Here is a 20,985-nt window from a genome sequence, read left to right on the forward strand (position 1 = left end):
TTTATAATACTTGATTTATTGTAGGATGGTCGTCGTCTGTTTCAAATTCTGGAAACTGAATATTATCCAGTCGTTCTTTAACTGGCTTAATAAATTCTAAATACTTTGTTTTTAAACTATCTGATATTGGCTCTGCTTCTGGTAATTTTTGTTTAAATGGATCTACCTGTTTACCATTCTTCCAAAAACGATAACACACATGTGGTCCACCTGTATTCCCTGTCATACCTATTAAACCAATAACATCACCTTGTTTAACATAGTCTCCTTTCTTTACAAGGCGCTTGCTCATATGTAAATACTGTGTACTGTAAGTTGCATTATGCCTAATCTTTACATATTTACCATTACCTCCTCTTCGAGTAGACTCTGTAACAGTTCCGTTTGCGGTTGCTAGAATCGGTGTGCCAACTGGTGCCGCAAAATCTGTTCCTTTATGAGGTCTTCGTTTATAACCATAATAAGCAATGCGTCTATTAAGATTATAACGTGAAGAAATTCTACTAAACTGAACTGGTGCCTTTAAAAATGCTCGTCTTAAATTCTTGGCTTCTTCCGTAAAATAATCTTTTAAGTTTTTTAAAGAATCTGTTTCAAATTCAAAGGCATAAAATGGTTCTCGATTGTGTTCAAAATATACTGCTTTAATTTCATGGACTCCTGTGTATACAGTATCGTCTATATACTTATCTGTGTAGATTACTTTAAACTTATCTCCTGGTTGTAATCGATTAAAATCTATAGTCCAAGCATAAATTTCATCAGCCATTTTATAGGCTAATCTTGGACTTAGCCCTTTTTTGATCATAAGTTCAGAAATACCACTTCCTTTTGGAATTGTTCCTGTTGCTGTACGTTCAATATATTTTATAGGCTTTTTACTTCTGTAAGCTTCTATAGAATCTTGAAAATTTATAACAACATAATCCTCTAAATTAGGCTGATAAATAAAACATTTGGCTTGTTCTAAACTGTCTTTTGAGCACAATAATGTATAAGGTTTACCTATTTGTAGTTCTCTACTAATATCAAACGAATCTTTTGCTTTCTCGGCAATCTGAAAAATTTGTGGATAGCCTATATTATTACGCTCTAGTATTTCACCAAAGCTATCTCCTTTTCTTATTGTATCTTTTTTAACAACAAATTCATCTAGATTAAAACCAAACTCTTTATCTTCTGGTTTTTCTTTGAGTTCTGTTGTTATGTTATCTAATTCTATTGGTTTGTCTTTCTTGCAGTTCGTCAACACAAGACTTAGGCAAATTAGTACAGCTAATTTTTTCAATTTTTTGGTTATTGTTAGTTGCTATTAATGGTTTGTTCCCCAATTTTTAAGTTCGTCCTCACTCCAAAGTTCAGGGAAAAATATTCGTCTTTGATATTTTGGATGCATATACTTTTTCCAGTCACTCCCTCCTGTGGCTTCTCCATCACCTAATCCGCTTTCAATATAATGCTTTGCTGCATTATAATGTGCCATTACCCAAGTAACATTTACAGTATAATCGTAATGCCTCATGGCTGTAATAAGGTCTTTATCTTCTCTATCTTTTTTTGGAAGTTCCTTAAAACGAGACCAAAGATTCTTGGTATTGTAATTTTTCATGAATCTTAAAAAATCATCTTTATAGCGTGCTTCAAAATTAATTAAAAGTGTAGATTTCTTTCCTGTTGAATGATCTTTACCTGCAGCTTGCCAATAAAGATGTTCAAAAGCATTTATAAAAGGTGTTTCTCTATTAATTGTTGATCTAAACCTATAGTCAATGAGGTTTATTAATTCTGTTGAGGCAAACTCTATAAATCTATATTGTGCACTTTGAAAACCACTTGCTGGAGTGAGCGTATATCTAAATTTCATGTATTGCTCTACTTCCATACCTTCTCTCATAATATTGAACGAGGTTGTGAGCATATCAAAATAACGACTAATGCGCATTATTTTACTTTCGAAAAATTCGGCATTTAATTGCTTAGCATTTGCAATCTGATCTATTTCCCACAAAATCATCTTAAAAATTAACTCGTTAATTTGATGATAGGTGATAAACACCATTTCATCTGGCAATGTTGTGCGTTGAATTTGAAGGTTTAGAAGTGCATCTGTTTGAATATAATCCCAATAGGTAATAGGCTTACTGTAAAGTAAGCCGTATAAATGGTCGTCAGTATCTTGGTCTATTTTAGTGTATTTCTCTTGAAGAGATTTAATAATGTCGTCGTAATTTGGCTGGTTTGGCATAATATTTTAATCATCAAAAATTAGCGGCAAATAATGTTTAAGACCTTTGTAAGACACTAAATCTGCGCGTAATGATCCTACAGCTAAATCTGCTTTTATTTTTAAAGGTATTTTATTCTTGTCTTCACTTACCCATAGAGTTAAACTCTCTTCTTCTTTAAAAACTCTACCAGCCATAACATAAGGTCTAAACTTAAGTGCTTTAACTTTTACATTTGTTCCGTTAAGCGTTACTTTAACGGTCTCTTTCCCAAGGTATTTTAATTTGAAGCCATAGTTTTCTTCATCAAAAAACATGTTAGTTGTAATTTCATCACCTATTCTTAGTTTTGAAATATCTATGCTATTTCTTAAATAATAATACATGGAAACCATGTCTTGAACATTATTTTCAGTATCAATGACTTTTTGCTTCTTGTGCTTTTTATTATTAACGTAAGCCTTATTTTGATTGTGGTCAAATTTTATTTCAATATCTTTTGTATGACCACCTTCATTGATTTTTCTAATAAACTTATATGGTAAACCGCTCGTTTTATCAAAATAGGTTTCGTAACGGTCTTTAACTTTAAAAAACCACTTTATTGCTCCTGTTGTCTTACCTTTTCCTATAACATGATAAACAGGTTTACCATTAATCATGTCATTTTTTACGTGTAGTGTTGCTTCACCAGCTTTTAAAAAACCACTATAGCTCATTCTAAATTCAAACCACTCTCCATCTTGAAAGGCAGGTTCTTGCTGAGCATTTAAAGTAAAAATACTTAGCACAAAGGACATAATAATTACTATCTTTTTCATAAGCTCTAATAATCGTAAATTGAGGTTGTATAGCTAGATTTACAATTACTATTCCAAAAATATAAAGAAGACTTAGAAACCTTCTAAAAAAAACCTAAAATTTACAGGAAATTATATTTATAAATTATAATGCAATGATAATATTAGATTTCTACCTGGAGCAGAAATACCTGAAGAGTACGTTCTGTACCTTTGATCTGTTATGTTTTCTAGTGCTGCAGTTACTGAAAATTGATCATTAAGCTGATACGAAGACCTTATATTAAGCGTATACCAAGATGGTGAATAAGGATTTCCGTTGGCATCTTCAGCATATAAATAGGCTTTGTTTTGTTCAGAAGGTGCTAGTTGATTAAATGATAGCTCTCCATTATATTGTGCAAAAGCATCAATATTTAGCCTGTTCTTGTTCCAAATAATATGTGTTGAGCCAAATGCTGGAGCTACATGTCTTACAGGAACCTCAACACCATTTTCATCCTCTTCTGTACCTCCAATAATATTGTACTGAGATCTTAATTTTGTTAGGTCTGATAATTTCACCTCTATGGCAGCTTCAAAACCATAAATCCATGTCTTGGATGCATTTTGAATGGCTTGTACATTACTTAACTCTCCATTATAGATTATCTGAGTTTCACCATTAAGGTTAAAATCTCTTCTAATTAATGCATTATCTAAAAAGGTGTAATATGTATTAAAATCAAGTTTTACTGTATTTAAATTTAATTGCAGTCCTAAATCTCCTCCAACAGAATATTCGGGTCTTAAGTCGTCGTTAGGCACTACCACAGAACCAGGTTCTGAATCAAAAACCTTCCCAATATCATCAATATTTGGTGCTCTAAATGCCGTTGATAAATTAAATTTCCATTGCATTATTTTACTTGGAAGCCAAGTAAAACCTGCACTTCCTGTTAAAGCACCTGTATTGAGTTTAGCTTCATTAAATGGAAGATTTAAAAACTGGTTATCAAAGGTGAAATCTGAGTTAGTTGTAACTTGATTATAACGTAAGCCTGTTTGAAATACAAACTTTAAATTTGGCTTATATTTATAGTTAGCATAGGCTGCTAAAGACTGCCAAGTGGAACCATCTGGATAACGTGACACTGTTAATTCTGTGTTGTTTGACGTAATATCTTCAATTAATCCTTGTGAGGAAACTCTATTGAAAATATACTCTATCCCATAAAATAGAATAGATTTTTTAGAGAGTTGTTTTTCTAAATCAATGTTAAAGGAGTATGCATCTAAACTCTCTTGTGTTCTATTTCTAAGAGTAGATTGAAAATCTCTATCGCTTCTACTTTCTTTAAAATTCTGATATGCCATTGTAGCTTTTATTTTATCATAGAAGTTAGATCTGCTACTTACTTTAGTAACTTGAAGGTTAGACATAAGCCATTGTTGAGGACCATAATTCCATTCGGCTGAGCGCAAGGTGTTTCCGTTATCTAATATAAGCCTATCGTATCTAGGAAAATCTGAAGTTTTAGTGAAAAAAAATCCAAAATCGAAGTTTAAATTATCTATAGGTTCATATCGTATTTTTTGCATTATATTAAACTGACTGTACCCAGTAGGTTTCTGAATGTTAGGTTCTGAATTTTCTACAACTGTATCAATACCATTTAACGTAGCTATATACTCAGGTCTTAGATATTCTTCTGGGCCATGATTACCCATTCTTAGGTCATTAAAATCTGTAAAACTAACACTCGATAGAAAAGCCCATTTTTTATAGCCTAAATTAAAGTCTACATGTGCTGTCTTTTCAAAATTAGCTGAAGCGTATCTTATTGTGGAATTAGTATTAAAATACAACGAATCTTTATACGATAATTGTGGTCGCTTTGTGTAAAAACTCATAACGCCACCAATAGCATCACTACCATAAACCACTGAGCCAGAGCCTAAGGTAATTTCAGTATTATTAATACTAAATGGATCTATAGAAATCACATTCTGTAAATTGCCACCTCTAAAAATAGCGTTATTCATCCGAACACCATCAACACTAATGAGCAATCTATTAGTTGAGAACCCTCTAATTATTGGGCTTCCTCCACCTAATTGACTTTTTTGTATATACACATTTCCCGTTCCTAGTAGTGCATCTGCACTGGTTTGAGGATTAGCTAACCTAATATCTTCTGCGTTTAAACTTATAATACGTTGTGGAATATCTTTGTTGTCTTGTTCAAATTTTGATGCTGATACAACTACTTGATCTAAGCCTTCTACTTTTAACTCTAAATAAACCGTATTATCATTAGTAATAATCTGACTTTTGGTGATATTTACTTTTTTGTAAAGTATATTTTGAAAATAGATAATTTCATTAATATCAAAAGCATCAATGGATGCATTTCCAATTATATCAGTGCTTGTGCTCTTATTTTTATTGATATTGTATAAGACAACTCCTGCTATAGGTTCATTAGTTCCTTTTTCTAGAACTGTAATGACTTGCGCATTCACAGAAAAAGAAATGAATACAAAGAAGACAAAAAGGAAACTACATACTCTCAAACCCATCTAACTAAACACCTTATTTAATACCTCTAATGATTTTGGCTGCTTAAAATCGCCCAAATGTAATTCAAAATACAACAATAACATACTTAAAAAAGAATGTCTTTGATTTGAATTTAGTTTAATAGTCTTTACTGTATCAAAATTTGTGCCTTTTAAAGCATATAACACTGTTAAATCTTTGCCATTTATTGTATAATTATCATATTTAACATCTGAAAAAGTACCACTACTAAGATTAAAATAAGGTAATTTATGCTGTGAAAATTTTGGATAAAACCCTAAATATTTTGTGAAATTAAGAAGAAATAAAAGGTGAAAATTTGAAAAATCATTATCATGATCCAACCACTGAAAAGAGGTTTCTAAATATTCAAATAACTGTGCGTTGGGTTCTTCTTCTTTTAAGGTTGACGTTAAAACCTCTGATAAAAACATAGCAATAGCTCCTTTATAAATATTGGTGTTTAAAGAGTGATACACCTTATTAATTTTTACTTCTCTTACATTGTGTAGGTTTTGATTTGGTCTCAGACTAGACTCTATTGTTAATAATCCTAAGGGTTGAAATAAGGATACTCTCACATTTCCTTTTTTACGTTTTAAAATATTTTTTGCGAAAAATGAAACTAGGCCTTTCTGTTTACTATAGCATTTGAAGATTAAATCGTTGTCACCATACTTTAGTTTGGATAAAACAATGACATCTAAAGATTGTAACATGGTACTATCTAACGATAAGGAGTTTTAATGTTTTTGTCTCGAAGGAATCTAAATCTGAAATCAACACCAAATACACACCTGTTGCAACCACATTGCCTCGAAAGTTTTTGCCATTCCAGATACCTGTACCACCATCTATAGCAAAATTGTAGTTGGCTTTAGAACTTCGTTGATTAACTCTAGATTGAGCTTCGGCTACTAGATTACCTTCTACATCAGTAATTTTTACATTAACATTCTCTGTAAGCCCTTTTATTTTTATTCCTTTATTAATATCATTCAAATTATCAGATCCTAATACATTATACTCAGGACGAACAGGGTTGGGATACACAAAGGCCTCGTCTAGAGTTTCTTCAGGCTTAGATCCTCCAGAAGTAAAAGAAACAAGACCTCTACTTGTAGAAATGTAAACTCTTCCGTTTATATCATCAATTGAAATGTCATTAATAGAGTTTGAAGGAATTGGAGAATTATCTTTAGTGAAATGATAAATGGTTTCTTGTCCATCAGGAGAGAAATAAAAAACTCCAGAATCTAATGTCCCAACCCATTTATTATTAGAACCATCAACTTTGATATCTGTTATAAATTGACTTTCTAATAACTCTTTAGGAATACCATCTTCTAAAATAATTATTGAATTAACCTCTGGAACTGGATTTTCTAGAAATCCTGCAGAATTGAATAAAACTCTTAAACCAAAATCAGTTCCAATCCAAACTTGATTTCTTTGATCTACTGCAACTGCTCTAACCTTGGTTGTAGGCATATTTTGATCAGTTCTGCTCACACTATTAGATAAACCTCCACCAATATTTTCATTAAAACCTATTAAACCGTTAAAAAAAGATCCAAACCATTTAGTTCCGTTACTATCTATATCTAGGTCAATAAATCCAAGCTCATTATCATCGTTCCCAAATCCTATATTATTAATATCAGGAATCACATCATCTATATCATAAGCTTGCCATTGATTAGTAGCTGGGTCATAAGATTTCATAGGTCTTCTAACCCTACTTGTATTAGACCATAACAACCCATTTCTGTCAAATTTTATACTGCTGATTCTTAGATCTGTGTAATCAGAACTCGCCGATATTAATGGTTCTAAACCACTATTATTTTCATCGTGTAGAAAAAAAGGCGTTTCATTTTCAAATTCTAATATTCCATTAAAGAATGAATTGACAAAAGCTTGACTAGGATTAAAGGGATTAACTGCAACATCCACAAAATCTCTTCCTCCTAGCAAACTATCATAAGGTATATTAATCCATTCTTCCTCTACTAAAATACTCATACCAAATTGCCGTAATGGATAAGGATTTAAGTCAACTGAGTAATCGCCATAATTTACCCAAACTTTATCATTTATTGCATGAATTTTAAACGCACTATTTCTTAATGGTCCACTTGGCCTAATTTCCTGAAAATCATCAGGATTCAAATAATTAGATCTAAGTACTCCTAAATCATTTGTTCCTGTGTATAAAAATTCATTTATTATTAATCCAGAATTAAAACTAATACCTAATTCACTTGGAGTTTGAATACTAGTGATCAAATTACCATCTTCATTAAAAAGTTGAACCTGATTTGATAAAGCAATAACAAGTGTGTTATCTGATACATCTGTGTCATTTGGCAAATTACCCAAAGACACAATAAAAACAATATTATCATTAATTATTTCAAACAAACTCGCACCAATACTAACTGTAAAAAGCTTACTTAAATTTCTCTCAACTGAAACAAAATTACCTGGATTAATAGTTTGCCATTGTGAAAAATCAATTAAATTTTGATTTGAAAGTAAGCCTTTCTTTAAACCATTATCATTTCCACAAGCAGCATAAATAGCATCTTCAAAAATTGCAGTATTATAGACTTTTATTTGTAAACCTCCATTACCTAGAAAATAGGTATCACCAAATTCTAATCTGTCTAAATCATAAATTGAAATTCCAAAATTTGTAGCTATATAAACTAAACCATCATTTACGTTAAAATCATTAATCCTTTTATTTTCTGGTGATATAGTTTCTTTTTCAAGAATATCAACTACACTCAAAATTGTATCATCTTCTTCAAAAAAAAGTTCAATAAGCCCGTTTTCGTAACCGATTAATATGATATCAAAAACTTCACTATACTCAATGGTAGAAATAGTTTCTCCTGAAAGCCCTTGCACTGTAGTTATTTTTTCTATTTCATTTGTTTGAATATCGTAACTAAAAATTGCATTTTCTGAGGCTGCATATAATTTTGTTTCACTACGAGTTACATCTGTAATATTAAAGTAGGAGAAATGGCCATCCCATAAATTAGAAAAGTTCTGCGCAAATAAATTGACTCCAGTAAAGAAGATTAGAGTTAGTATTACGAAGTATTTTTTCATAGTTATTTTAAAAGCATTCAAATATAAGGTATTAACGAAAAAAAAAAGCTTATCATATAAAAAAGGCTTTCATTAAAAAATGAAAGCCTTTTTATTAATTTAAAGTGTTTTAAACTACACCTTGAGCTAACATAGCATCAGCTACTTTTACAAAACCAGCAATATTAGCACCTCTGACATAATCCACATAACCATCTTCATCTTTTCCATAAGCTACGCAAGCCCCATGGATGTCATTCATTATACTATTAAGTTTAGAGTCTACCTCTTCTCTAGTCCAATTCATACGAAGTGAGTTTTGACTCATTTCTAAACCAGAAGTAGCTACACCTCCAGCATTTGATGCTTTTCCTGGTGCAAACAAAATTTTAGCTTTTTGAAATTCGTGCATAGCTTCAGGTGTTGAAGGCATGTTAGCACCTTCAGATACACAAACACAACCATTATCAATCAGTACTTTAGCATCCTCTCCATTTAATTCATTCTGTGTAGCACATGGTAATGCAATATCACATTTTACAGTCCATGGTGTCTCACCTTTAAAATATTTAGCATTTGGATAATGGTCAACATATTCACTAATTCTACCTCGTTTGTTATTTTTTAAGTCCATAACAAAAGCTAATTTAGCTGAATCTATACCATCATTATCTAAAATGTAACCTCCAGAATCAGAAAGAGTAACTACCTTTGCTCCTAATTCTATTGATTTCTCGGCAGCATATTGTGCTACATTACCAGACCCAGAAATCACAACAACCTTTCCATTAAAAGAATCATTTTTTGTTTCTAACATATTCTGGGCAAAATACACATTACCATATCCTGTTGCTTCTGGTCTTATAAGTGATCCTCCCCAAGATTGTCCTTTGCCTGTTAATACTCCAGTAAAGGTGTTATTGAGTTTTTTATACATTCCGAACATAAAACCTATCTCTCTTGCTCCAACTCCAATATCTCCAGCAGGAACATCAGTATTGTGACCAATATGTCTATATAATTCGGTCATAAAGGCATGGCAAAAACGCATGATTTCATTATCAGATTTTCCTTTAGGATCAAAATCAGAACCACCTTTTCCTCCACCCATTGGTAGTGTCGTAAGTGAGTTCTTAAACACTTGTTCAAAAGCTAAAAATTTGAGAATACTTGCATTAACAGAAGGATGAAAGCGTAAACCACCTTTATATGGTCCAATCGCAGAATTCATTTGAACTCGGTATCCTCTATTCACTTGAATTTCTCCTTTGTCATCCACCCAAGACACTCTGAATGAAAGCAACCTCTCTGGTTCTACCATCCTTAATAGGATATTTTTCCCATTATATATTTTATGTTTAGCTATGTAAGGTATTACAGTTTCTGCAACCTCTTGAACGGCTTGTAAGAACTCAGGCTCATGACCATTTCTTTGTTTTACAAGCTCCATAAAAGCGTTAATCTTATCTTTCATGTATTTTAATTATTAATAATTTTGATTACAAAGATACGTTATCTTTAAAAAAACGATATCTTTTTTTTAGTATTCATATTTTTTTCTTGTTTAATTGTATATTCATTAAAAATTTCTGAAAATATTCTTAAAAAATGTATTTCAACGTATATTTTTGGTAGTTAATCGATAATTTTTATATTTGCTAAGTTAGCCATATCAAACACAAATCTCTATGACACAAAGTTTTAAAAGAGTGCTAATCTTGTTAGGTGCATTTTTGATTACCTACACAAGTCACTCTCAATTAGGCTTCTCTCACGAAGTCGGTGTCATAGTAGGACCTGTTGCCTTTCAATCAGATTATGGTGTCAGGAGTGATTTTGAAACTAATGCTGGAAATACAGGAATAGGTATTGGAATCATTCACTATATTAATTTTGCTTACAGGGCTGATTGTAACTGTTATTCTACTGACACGTATTGGAATGATCACTTTAAATTAAGAAGCGAAATTTCTTGGAATAAAACAGCTCTAAATCATTTTGGTAAATGGGTTGATCCTTCAAGAACAAGTGAAGATGCAGATCGTTTACGTGGACAATTTGGTGAAGCTCAAAATTGGGATATTGGTATGCAAGTAGAATACTTCCCAAGAAGTATACGATTATTTCAAGCTGGAGGGTATTCCTTTGCGCCTTTTGTTAGCTTAGGTGCACATTATGTAAATTATAATCCCTCGTTTGGTACTACATATGGTGACGGAAACGCCGAAAATTTCAGTAATTACTATTCTGGATGGGTTAATGCAGCAAACCCAAACGTTATTTCTGATCCTTTTTTATCAGACGAAGGTGGTTCTACTTGGTCTGTTGTTGGAAGTTTAGGTGTAAGATATAAACTTACTATACTTTCAGATTTAATGTTAGATCTTAGATGGCAATACTACTTTAATAATTGGATAGATGGCTTAGATCATAACCTAGACTCTAATAAAGCTAATGATTGGCTCGTTTGGCTAAACTTTGGATATATCTATTACTTAGATTAAGCCTTATACGTCTTTACTGCATCCACAAATGCTTTTGCATTTTCTAATGGAATATTAGGCAAAATACCATGACCTAAATTTACGATATACTTGTCTTTCCCAAATTCATCGATCATTTGGCGTACCATTTTTTTAATGTCTTCTGGTGGTGATAATAAACGTGATGGATCAAAATTACCTTGCAATGTAATGTTTCCTCCTGTTAAATAACGTGCATTTTTAGCAGAACAAGTCCAATCTATTCCTAAAGCTGAAGCTCCAGACTTAGACATCTCATCTAAAGCAAACCAACAGCCTTTACCAAAAGCAATGACTGGAGCATGATCTTTTAAAGCTTCAATAATTTGGTTAATATATTGCCAAGAAAATTCTTTATAATCTGTTGGAGATAGCATTCCTCCCCAAGAATCAAAAATCTGTACAGCATTAACACCAGCTCTAATTTTTTCCTTTAAATAAGCTATCGTAGTATCTGTAATTTTTTGTAATAACTGATGAGCAGCAACCGGATTTGTAAAACAAAAAGCTTTTGCTTTATCAAAGTTTTTTGAGCCCTGACCTTGCACACAATAACATAAAATGGTCCATGGAGAACCAGCAAAACCTATTAAAGGAATATCATCATTTAGTAACTCTTTGGTAGCTTTAATAGCATTATAAACATAATCCAATTCTGTAGTTACATCTGGAATAACAACACTATCCACATCTTGCTGAGTTCTAACTGGATTTGGTAAATATGGTCCGAAATTTAGTTTCATTTCTACCTCAATATTCATAGCTTGAGGAATTACCAATATATCTGAGAACAAAATCGCTGCATCCATACCATATCGTCTTATAGGCTGCACTGTTATTTCACTTGCTAATTCTGGTGTTCTACATCTTGTGAAAAAATCATACTTTTCCTTGATTTTCATGAACTCTGGCAAGTATCGTCCTGCTTGACGCATCATCCAAACAGGTGGACGATCAACAGTTTCTCCTTTTAAAGCTCTTAAAAATAAATCGTTTTTAATCATGAGTTCATGTAATAATCATTCACCAAATCAATAACACTTTCTACTGTTGGTACTTTTGCAATCTCAATATTTTTAAAATACTGTCTAGCTACTTTTGCAGTACTCTCACCTATACAAAAAGCTACTCCATATGCTCTATTTATAGACACAAAACTTTCTACAGTAGATGGACTATAGAATAAGGCTCCATCTATTTTATCTTTAAGTTTTAGAGCATCAAAACGTGTTTTATAGGCTTCAACTTCATTAACAATAACATTACCTTTATTAAGTATTTTAGGTAAATCATCCAATCTTAGGTTACTACAGAAATACGTTACTACTTCTCCTTTAATAGACTTCGATAAATATTCTGCTAATCGTTTAGCATTGCGTTCTGAGTGTTTAACTGGACCTATTTTTTGTTCTATTAATTTCTTTGTTCGTCTACCAACACAATAAATATTATGAAACCGAAGATCCTCTTTAGGCATATTCTCTACAATAGCCTCGACCCCGTTTTTGCTTGTAATAATAACATTATTGTGCTCTGCCTTTAAAATACTTGGTTTTATTCTGTTAGAACTGATTTTAATGAAATTAGAACTTTCTACTCCAACAGTTTCATTAAATAATTGCCGTTGAGATTCTGTTAACAATTTTGTAGAATAAACATTCTTATCTTTCTTTGCTGACTTCACTGTATCAATCAATACTTTCCCACCTCGCTCTATGATAAAGTTAGAGCAGAATTCAGCAATGTCATGATGATTCCCAAGCTTTTCAACTTTTTCTACTTCAATCTTTTTTGTGCCATCTTTACTTAACAATATACCTTTAAAGTTAACTTCTTCATCTTTTATAAAAGCTAATGCTCCGATTGGTGCTGTACAACCTCCTTCCAAAAGGTTAAGAAACTTACGTTCTATTGATGTGCAGATTTCAGTTTCTTCATGATTAAGCTCAGCGCAAACTTCTTTAATAGCTTCATTGTCGTCTAGAGTAGCAATCATAATAGCACCTTGCGCTGGTGCAGGAATCATCCAATCTAACTTCACAGAATTTTCTGGCATAAGACCTAATCTTCCTATGCCTGCAGCAGCAAAAATTGCAGCATTCCAGTGTTCATTATCGTCAAGCTTTTGAAGCCTTGTATTTACATTTCCCCTTAGGTCTTCTGTGGTGTGAGTAGGATATCTATTAAGCCATTGTGCTCTTCGTCTTAAGCTTCCTGTAGCAATTACAGCTTCGCGTTGCGATAAAAATTCCTCGTTCTTTTTAAAAACCAACAAATCATTAACATTGCCACGTTTTAAAACTGCTGCTTGTATTATACCATTAGGTAATATCGTTGGTACATCTTTAAAAGAATGGACTGCGATATCAATTTCTTCGTTAAGTAAAGCTATATCTAACGCCTTAGTGAAAATACCTGTAATTCCTAATTGGTAAAGTGGTTTATCCTGGATGATATCTCCAGAAGACTTTATAGGTACTAAGACAGACTCGTGTCCTAGTTTAACTAGCATATTCTGTACTGCGTTGGCTTGCCATTGCGCCAATTTACTATCGCGAGTACCAATTCGTATTACTTTAGACATCTGTAGTGGTTTCTAATTGAAATACTTTTTTTATGAGTTCAAGGCTTTCGTTAGTTGAATTATTATCCTCTTTTAGATGGTGTGCAAAGTGATTTGTTATTTTTTGAATAATATTATTGCTTATAACCTCAGCTTGTGTTTCGTTGAAGTTTGAATATTTTTTACGCTGAGCATCTAGTTCCAGTGTTGCAAAATCTTTAAGCTTATGCTTAAGTGCTTTTATTGTTGGTGCAAACTTTCTAGTTTCTAACCATTGATTAAATTCTAATTTAATCTCATCAATTATAGATTCCGCTTGGGGTATATACATCTTCCGTTTTTCTAAAGTCTCATCTGTAATTTGCGACAAATAATCTAGATGAACTAGAGCTATATTGTCTATTTCAGTGACATTACTATGAACATTTTTAGGTATAGATAAGTCTAAAATCAAAACCTCTTTGTTAGTATTTATATGAGATTTATCCAAAGTCGGCTTTGATGCTCCAGTAGCCACTATTATAATATCAGAGGCATTAACTTCTTCATTTAAATCAGAAAAGTCTTTAACACATAAATTGAACTTTCCAGCAATTTGCTCTGCTTTGTCTTTCGTTCTATTTATTAAGGTTATATGCTTGTTTTTAGTATGTTTTACTAAATTTTCACAAGTGTTTCTACCTATCTTTCCTGTTCCAAAAAGTAAAATATTTTTATCTGAAACATTTTTAATAGTATTCATTATATATTGAACTGATGCAAATGATACAGATGTAGCTCCTGAAGAAATTTCTGTTTCTGTTTTAATGCGTTTACTCGCTTGAATTACAGAATTTGTTAAGCGTTCCATAAAAGGATTAAACAGACCTTTACTTTTGGAAAGTTTTGCGCCAAATTTAAGCTGACTGATAATTTCAAAATCACCAAGAATTTGACTATCTAAACCGGAACCAACTCTAAACATATGAGAAATAGCTTCCTTGTTTTTGAAAACATAAGCAACCTTTTGAAACTGTTCTACTGTTCCTTTGGTATTATCACATAATAACTTTATAAGCTGAAATGGATGTTGCGCAAAACCGTAGATCTCTGTTCTATTACATGTAGAAATCACAAACAAGGACTCTACTCCAGATTTTTTTGCTTGTTCAAGTAAGTTAATTTTAGCGCTTTCATCTAAACTAAAACAACCTCTAACCTCAGCATCAGCCTTTTTGTAACTAAGACCAATGGCGTAAAAAGAATTCTCTTTAGAAGTATTAAAGTTTTGCATCATACCAGTGGCAAAAATATTAGTATTGTACTATAAAAAATAACGCTAAAAGAACTTAAAATACCGCTTCACGTTTTTTGATCATTTTTTTAGATTAAAAATAAGAAATGTCATAATTTTGCAGGAAATAAAAGGGGTTTTACGCATTTTGTTTAGAACCATTCTAAATAATAAGAATATTTTGAATCCGTTTTCTCATCAAAAAAATGTCGCTCAAGGGTTTTTCACTGAGATTCCTCTTGAAGAGGGCTTTATTGTTTTAACATTTGAAAATGATTCGTCTAAAAACCAAATTGTAGAACGACAGATAGATAATAGTTTTATTCAGTTTCATTTCTGCATCAATGGATCTTGTGAATTTCTTTTTAATAATGGTAATTACAAACTTCCATTATTAAAAGATCAATCGCTATTGCTCTATAATCCGCAACGAGAACTACCTATTCATTTAGAAGTTTGTTCTGAGACTATTATAGTTTCTTTACTTATTTCAATCAATAAATTTCATAGTTTATTTTCAACAGAAGCCAACTATATCAGCTTTTTAAGTAATGAGAATAAAGACAAGAAATATTATAAAGATGGTGTTATCTCGCCTTCTCAATTTATTGTGCTTAAGCAAATTCATAATTACAACTTAAACACATCACTTCGTCCACTTTTTACTAAAGGGAAAGTCTATGAATTGTTGGCTTTATATTTTAACAGAAATGAAGATGCAGATATCGAACAGTGTCCATTTTTAGTAGATGAAAGTAATGTAACAAAAATCAAAAAAGCTAAAGACATAATAATTTCAAGAATGATTGAACCACCTAGTTTACAAGAATTGGCTGATGAAATTGATTTAAGCTTAAAAAAATTAAAAGAAGGATTTAAGCAAATTTATGGAGACTCTGTTTATAGTTTTTTATTTGATTACAAAATGGAATTTGCAAGAAAACTTCTAGAAAGTGGAAAGTATAATGTAAACGAAGTAGGTCATAAAGTTGGCTACAGTACAGCCAGTCATTTTATATCAGCATTCAAAAAGAAATATGGTACAACACCAAAAAAATATATTATGTCATTGAATTAAAATCTATGAGTAAAAAAGGAATATTATTAGTTAATCTTGGTTCACCAGATTCTCCAAATCCAAAAGATGTAAAACGGTATTTAGGTGAGTTTTTAATGGATGAACGTGTTATAGATGTGCCTCTCTGGGCAAGAAACCTATTAGTAAAAGGTATTGTTTTAAATACACGACCAAAAGCCTCTGCAAAAGCTTATAAAAAAATATGGTGGGAAGAAGGTTCTCCATTAATTGTATTATCAGAACGCTTACAACATAAAGTTCAGGGAAAAGTAGATTTCCCAGTTGCTCTTGCCATGCGTTATGGTAGTATGACTATTAAAAAAGGAATTCAAGAACTGGTAAATAAAGGTGTTGATGATATCTTTTTAATTCCGTTATATCCTCAATATGCCATGGCTACAACTGAGACTATACTTGTATTAGCTGAAGACATAAGACAACAACATTTCCCAGATATTAAAATTTCAGACTTAAAAGCATTCTATAATAATCTAGACTATATTAAGGTACTTTCAAAACGTATTGCTAAAGAATTAGAAGGTAAAGATTATGAACATTTGTTATTCTCTTACCATGGTGTTCCTGAACGACACATAAGAAAAAGTGATGTCACTAAATCACATTGCGATCCTAGTCCAAAAAGTTGTGGTAAGTGCTGTGCAACTACATCTCCAGCGCATGAATTTTGCTACAGACATCAATGTGTTGAAGTCACAAGACTCGTTGGCGACTATTTAAATTTAAAAGAAGGTACGTACTCTTCCAGTTTTCAGTCTCGCTTAGGGTTTGATCCTTGGTTAAGACCATATACAGATAGAACGATTGAGCGATTAGGAAAAGAAGGTGTTAAAAACATGGCAATTGTAACTCCAGCTTTTGTTAGTGATTGCCTAGAAACCTTAGAAGAAATTGCCATGGAAGGCGAGGAAATTTTTCATGAAGTAGGCGGAAAAGAATTCACAACTATTCCTTGTCTTAATGATGATGACGAATGGGTTACACTATTAGCACAATGGATTAATGAATGGGCAAGGATCTAATATTATCTCAGCCTCATAGCGATTTCTGAAATTCTTTACTTTTAAGAAGAGTGAAGTTAAAGTTGTAATCTACTGAATAGATTTAACGAGTTTTACTTATTTTTAATGCACTATAACCAAACCACAACAACATGCAAAAATCAACTCTATTACTTGCAATCCTTAGTCTTTTTATTATTCCTGATATTCAATCTCAAAATATTGATGAGAAATTATATGAAGGTTTAGAGTACAGATTAATTGGTCCTTTTAGAGGAGGACGAAGTGCTGCAGTAACAGGAGTTCCAAACAAACCTAACTTGTTTTATTTTGGAGCAACTGGTGGTGGTATTTGGAAAACTACCAATGGTGGCCGAGAGTGGGAAAATATTTCTGATGGCTTTTTTGGCGGAAGTATTGGTTCTATAGCTGTTGCTAAAAGTGATCCCAATGTAATCTATGTTGGAGGTGGAGAAAAAACAGTTAGAGGAAATGTATCGTCTGGTTATGGTATTTGGAAAACTGTTGATGCTGGAAAAACCTGGAAATCTATGGGTTTACCAAACTCTAGGCATGTACCAAGAATCGCAATTCATCCAACAGACTACAACACAGTATACGCTGGTGTTTTAGGAAATATTTACAAGCCAACTCCAGACAGAGGATTGTATAAGAGTACTGATGGAGGAAAAACATGGAATAAAATATTATTTGCAAATGACCATGCAGGTGTTGTTGACTTAATTATTGATCCAACAAATCCAAGAATATTGTATGCTTCAACTTGGCGTATTCAACGTACACCTTTTAGTCTAAGTTCAGGAGGTGATGGTTCAGCACTTTGGAAAAGTACTGACGAAGGAAAAACATGGAAAGAAATTTCCAAAAATGATGGCTTTCCTACAGATACCTTGGGAATTATAGGTGTAACGGTCTCTTCAGTTGACAATCAGCGCGTTTGGGCAATGGTGGAAAATAAAGATAAAGGAGGCTTGTACAGAAGTGATAATGGAGGAGAAACGTGGACACAAATAAATAGCGAACGTAAACTTCGTCAACGAGCATGGTATTATACACGTGTGTATGCTGATACAAAAGACGTCGATAAAGTATATGTGCTCAATGTACGCTATCATAAAAGTACAGATGGCGGAAAAACGTTTAGTACTCATAATGCACCACATGGAGATCATCATGATTTGTGGATTGCTCCTGAAGATCCTAACAGAATGATTATTGGTGATGATGGTGGAGCACAAGTAACCTATGATGGTGGAGAGACTTGGAGTACGTATCACAATCAGCCAACCTCACAGTTTTATCGTGTAACTACAGATAATGCATTTCCATACCGAATTTATGTAGCACAACAGGATAATTCAACGATTCGCATTCCACACAGAACAAATGGAAGGACCATAGATGAGGACGATTGGGAATCTACAGCTGGAGGAGAATCAGCACATATTGCCATTGATCCAGAAGATAATGATATTGTTTATGGTGGAAGTTATGATGGATTTTTAACACGTGTAAACCATAAAACCAATACAGTAAGAGCTATTAATGTTTGGCCAGACAATCCAATGGGTCATGGTGCAGAAGGAATGAAATATCGCTTCCAGTGGAATTTCCCAATTATATTTTCTAAACATAATCCAGATAGATTATACACGTTCTCACAACATGTTCATGTGACAGAAAATGAAGGGCAATCATGGGATATTATCAGTCCAGATTTAACAAGAAATGATCCTGAAAAATTAAAATCTTCTGGCGGACCAATTACGCAAGACAATACCTCAGTTGAATATTACTGTACCATTTTTGCAGCGCAAGAATCAGCGTTACAAGAAGGATTACTTTGGGTTGGTAGTGATGATGGATTAATACACCTAACAAGAGATGGTGGACAAAATTGGGAAAATGTTACACCAAAAGGAATGCCTGAATGGATGATGATTAACAGCATTGAACCAAGTAATTTTGATGCTGGAACATGCTACGTTGCAGGAACTCGCTATAAATTGGGAGACTTTACGCCTTACTTATACAAAACAACAGATTACGGAAAGAGTTGGACAAAAATCACAAACGGAATTGACAATGAACATTTCACAAGAGTATTAAGAGAAGATCCTAAAAAGAGAGGAATGTTGTACGCAGGAACAGAAACAGGAATGTATGTGTCTTTTAATGATGGAAAAGAATGGAAACCTTTTCAACTGAATCTTCCAATCGTACCGATTACAGATGCTACAATAAAAGATAACAATCTTATCGTTGCAACACAAGGAAGAAGCCTATGGATACTTGATGATTTATCAATCATTCATCAATTATACAACATTAATACCTCGAGTAATATCTTATTTAAGCCGAAGGATACCTATCGTATGCGAGGCGGAAGTTTTAAAGGAAGTAAAACTTCAGGAACTAATCATCCTAATGGTGTAATTACTAATTTTTATTTACCAGAAATGGGTGAGAAAGATGTAATTGCACTCACCTATTTTGATACCAAAGGTGATACCATTAAAACCTTCAACACCAAAAACAAAAAGAAAGACAAACTCAAAGCAAAAAAGGGGTTCAACCAATTTGTTTGGAACATGTCTTACGATGGTACTGAACGCTTGCCAGGAATGATCCTTTGGTGGGCAAGTTTAAATGGTCCTAAAGCCATTCCTGGAGATTATAAAGTAACATTAAGTGTCAATGGAGATGAAACATCTCAGAACTTTACCATTGTTGCAGATCCTAGAGCAGAGAGTACTTTAGCAGATATGCAAAAGCAATTTGAATTTGTAAAAGACGTTAATAAAACAATGGATGAAGCCCATAAATCCATTAAAAAGATTCGAAAAATCAATAAAAAGTTGAGTGCCTTTCAATCTCAGTATAAAGGTAATGACAGTGTTAAAGACTTGGTGGAAAAAGCAAAAGAGCTTTCAGAGAAATTCTCTGATATTGAAAAAGCATTGTATCAAACCAAAAACAGAAGTGGTCAAGACCCATTAAATTTTCCTATTAGGCTGACCAATAAATTAGGTCATCTAAATTCATTAGTAAGTATGGGTGATTTTGCACCAACTGATCAAGATATTGCTGTTAAGAATGAATTGACTTCAAAAATCAATGCTCAACTTAAAGCATTTGACGCACTAGTAGACAAAGAAATATCAGAGTTCAATAAAGCTTTTAATACAAAGCAGTTGAATTATTTATTTGTAGAAGATTGATCAATACACTTTTATTTTATTAATTAGGAGTTAATGCAATATTACAATTATATAAAAGCATTCCATCTCATTTTCGTGGTGACATGGTTTGCTGGTTTATTTTATATTCCGCGTCTTTTTGTATATCAGATCGAGGCATTTCATAAACCTTCTCCAGAGAAAGAAATTTTAGGTAAACAACTTAAACTTATGGCGAAAAGATTGTGGTATATTATAACATGGCCTTCTGCAATTCTAGCGACTATATTTGCAATATGGTTGCTTATTTTAATTCCTTCTTGGTTAAATCAAAGTTGGATGCATGTAAAATTAGTATTTGTACTACTGCTTTTTATATATCATTATAAAACACATATTTATTTTAAGCAACTACAAAACGACACTGTTAAAACCTCTTCAAACTTCATGCGTATCTGGAATGAAGGTGCTACATTTATTTTATTTGCAGTCGTTTTTTTAGTAATCCTAAAGAATGCTATTAATTGGGTATTTGGAGTTGTTCTAATTATTGTTTTAGGTCTTTTATTAATGCTTGGATTTAAACTTTATAAAAGGATTAGAGACAAAAACCCAAATACATAGTCTTTGGTTTGATTAT

The 20,985-nt window shown here is 32.5% G+C and carries 15 protein-coding genes; 5 read left to right on the forward strand and 10 right to left on the reverse strand.

All coding sequences use genetic code 11. From position 1 onward, the window contains the following. Position 1: 1 nt before the first annotated feature. The 7 genes from RM697_RS04020 to gdhA all read right to left on the reverse strand — a co-directional run bounded on the left by RM697_RS04020 (position 2) and on the right by gdhA (position 10,164). A complete protein-coding gene (locus RM697_RS04020; RefSeq protein WP_311426574.1) occupies positions 2-1,249 on the reverse strand; it encodes a M23 family metallopeptidase in 1,248 nt (415 codons plus the stop codon). A 63-nt stretch (positions 1,250-1,312) separates the two neighbouring features. Then, positions 1,313-2,245, reverse strand: coding sequence for a tryptophan 2,3-dioxygenase family protein (locus RM697_RS04025; protein WP_311426575.1), 933 nt, complete (start codon positions 2,243-2,245; stop codon positions 1,313-1,315). A gap of 6 nt (positions 2,246-2,251) precedes the next feature. Beyond that, positions 2,252-3,046: a DUF3108 domain-containing protein gene (locus RM697_RS04030; RefSeq protein ID WP_311426576.1), complete on the reverse strand. Its 795-nt coding sequence runs from the start codon at positions 3,044-3,046 to the stop codon at positions 2,252-2,254. 117 nt (positions 3,047-3,163) lie between these two features. Next, on the reverse strand, positions 3,164-5,587 hold the full coding sequence (locus RM697_RS04035; RefSeq protein ID WP_311426577.1) for a TonB-dependent receptor: 2,424 nt from the start codon (positions 5,585-5,587) through the stop codon (positions 3,164-3,166). Further along, positions 5,588-6,307 carry a DNA repair protein RecO gene (gene recO / locus RM697_RS04040; protein WP_311426578.1) on the reverse strand — a complete coding sequence of 240 codons (720 nt, stop codon included), beginning with the start codon at positions 6,305-6,307 and terminating at the stop codon, positions 5,588-5,590. A gap of 4 nt (positions 6,308-6,311) precedes the next feature. Beyond that, positions 6,312-8,711, reverse strand: coding sequence for a type IX secretion system anionic LPS delivery protein PorZ (gene porZ / locus RM697_RS04045; RefSeq protein ID WP_311426579.1), 2,400 nt, complete (start codon positions 8,709-8,711; stop codon positions 6,312-6,314). A gap of 109 nt (positions 8,712-8,820) precedes the next feature. Next, positions 8,821-10,164 (reverse strand): NADP-specific glutamate dehydrogenase, encoded by a 1,344-nt coding sequence (gene gdhA / locus RM697_RS04050; RefSeq protein WP_311426580.1) that lies wholly within the window; start codon positions 10,162-10,164, stop codon positions 8,821-8,823. A 214-nt stretch (positions 10,165-10,378) separates the two neighbouring features. On the opposite strand from gdhA, the gene RM697_RS04055 reads away from it, so the two are divergent. Beyond that, complete coding sequence (locus RM697_RS04055; RefSeq protein WP_311426581.1) at positions 10,379-11,194, forward strand: THC0290_0291 family protein; 816 nt, start codon at positions 10,379-10,381, stop codon at positions 11,192-11,194. Here the strand turns inward: RM697_RS04055 and hemE are convergent. From hemE to hemA, 3 genes are read right to left on the reverse strand one after another with little or no spacing between them, the layout of a single operon-like run. After that, positions 11,191-12,216: a uroporphyrinogen decarboxylase gene (hemE, locus tag RM697_RS04060; protein WP_311426582.1), complete on the reverse strand. Its 1,026-nt coding sequence runs from the start codon at positions 12,214-12,216 to the stop codon at positions 11,191-11,193. The genes RM697_RS04055 and hemE overlap by 4 nt on opposite strands. Continuing rightward, entirely contained in the window at positions 12,213-13,796 is a 1,584-nt protein-coding gene (gene hemC, locus RM697_RS04065) for a hydroxymethylbilane synthase (protein ID WP_311426583.1), read from the reverse strand. Before hemC ends, hemE begins: the two co-directional genes overlap by 4 nt. Further along, entirely contained in the window at positions 13,789-15,048 is a 1,260-nt protein-coding gene (gene hemA / locus RM697_RS04070) for a glutamyl-tRNA reductase (RefSeq protein WP_311427026.1), read from the reverse strand. The genes hemC and hemA overlap by 8 nt, the downstream gene beginning before the upstream one ends. 178 nt (positions 15,049-15,226) lie before the next feature. Here hemA and RM697_RS04075 point away from each other — a divergent pair, with 178 nt between their 5' ends. The 4 genes from RM697_RS04075 (at position 15,227) to RM697_RS04090 (ending at position 20,969) form a co-directional block, all read left to right on the forward strand. Then, complete coding sequence (locus RM697_RS04075; RefSeq protein ID WP_432277880.1) at positions 15,227-16,126, forward strand: helix-turn-helix transcriptional regulator; 900 nt, start codon at positions 15,227-15,229, stop codon at positions 16,124-16,126. A gap of 5 nt (positions 16,127-16,131) precedes the next feature. Then, the gene (hemH, locus tag RM697_RS04080; RefSeq protein WP_311426585.1) at positions 16,132-17,166 is read left to right on the forward strand and encodes a ferrochelatase; all 1,035 of its coding nucleotides are present in this window, start codon (positions 16,132-16,134) and stop codon (positions 17,164-17,166) included. A gap of 131 nt (positions 17,167-17,297) precedes the next feature. Further along, positions 17,298-20,387: a WD40/YVTN/BNR-like repeat-containing protein gene (locus RM697_RS04085; RefSeq protein WP_311426586.1), complete on the forward strand. Its 3,090-nt coding sequence runs from the start codon at positions 17,298-17,300 to the stop codon at positions 20,385-20,387. 33 nt (positions 20,388-20,420) lie between these two features. Then, on the forward strand, positions 20,421-20,969 hold the full coding sequence (locus RM697_RS04090) for a CopD family protein (protein WP_311426587.1): 549 nt from the start codon (positions 20,421-20,423) through the stop codon (positions 20,967-20,969). Positions 20,970-20,985 lie beyond the last annotated feature (16 nt).

The organism is Microcosmobacter mediterraneus, from assembly GCF_031846265.1.
Classification (GTDB): Bacteria; Bacteroidota; Bacteroidia; order Flavobacteriales; family Flavobacteriaceae; genus Microcosmobacter; species Microcosmobacter mediterraneus.

Excerpts from the sequence above, each read along its gene's own strand:
- RM697_RS04025 (WP_311426575.1), bottom strand. The coding sequence starts at position 2,245 with ATGCCAAACCAGCCAAATTACGACGACATTATTAAATCTCTTCAAGAG.
- RM697_RS04030 (WP_311426576.1), bottom strand. The coding sequence starts at position 3,046 with ATGAAAAAGATAGTAATTATTATGTCCTTTGTGCTAAGTATTTTTACT.
- RM697_RS04035 (WP_311426577.1), bottom strand. The coding sequence starts at position 5,587 with ATGGGTTTGAGAGTATGTAGTTTCCTTTTTGTCTTCTTTGTATTCATT.
- recO (WP_311426578.1), bottom strand. The coding sequence starts at position 6,307 with ATGTTACAATCTTTAGATGTCATTGTTTTATCCAAACTAAAGTATGGT.
- porZ (WP_311426579.1), bottom strand. The coding sequence starts at position 8,711 with ATGAAAAAATACTTCGTAATACTAACTCTAATCTTCTTTACTGGAGTC.
- gdhA (WP_311426580.1), bottom strand. The coding sequence starts at position 10,164 with ATGAAAGATAAGATTAACGCTTTTATGGAGCTTGTAAAACAAAGAAAT.
- RM697_RS04055 (WP_311426581.1), top strand. The coding sequence starts at position 10,379 with ATGACACAAAGTTTTAAAAGAGTGCTAATCTTGTTAGGTGCATTTTTG.
- hemE (WP_311426582.1), bottom strand. The coding sequence starts at position 12,216 with ATGATTAAAAACGATTTATTTTTAAGAGCTTTAAAAGGAGAAACTGTT.
- hemC (WP_311426583.1), bottom strand. The coding sequence starts at position 13,796 with ATGTCTAAAGTAATACGAATTGGTACTCGCGATAGTAAATTGGCGCAA.
- hemA (WP_311427026.1), bottom strand. The coding sequence starts at position 15,048 with ATGCAAAACTTTAATACTTCTAAAGAGAATTCTTTTTACGCCATTGGT.
- hemH (WP_311426585.1), top strand. The coding sequence starts at position 16,132 with ATGAGTAAAAAAGGAATATTATTAGTTAATCTTGGTTCACCAGATTCT.
- RM697_RS04085 (WP_311426586.1), top strand. The coding sequence starts at position 17,298 with ATGCAAAAATCAACTCTATTACTTGCAATCCTTAGTCTTTTTATTATT.
- RM697_RS04090 (WP_311426587.1), top strand. The coding sequence starts at position 20,421 with ATGCAATATTACAATTATATAAAAGCATTCCATCTCATTTTCGTGGTG.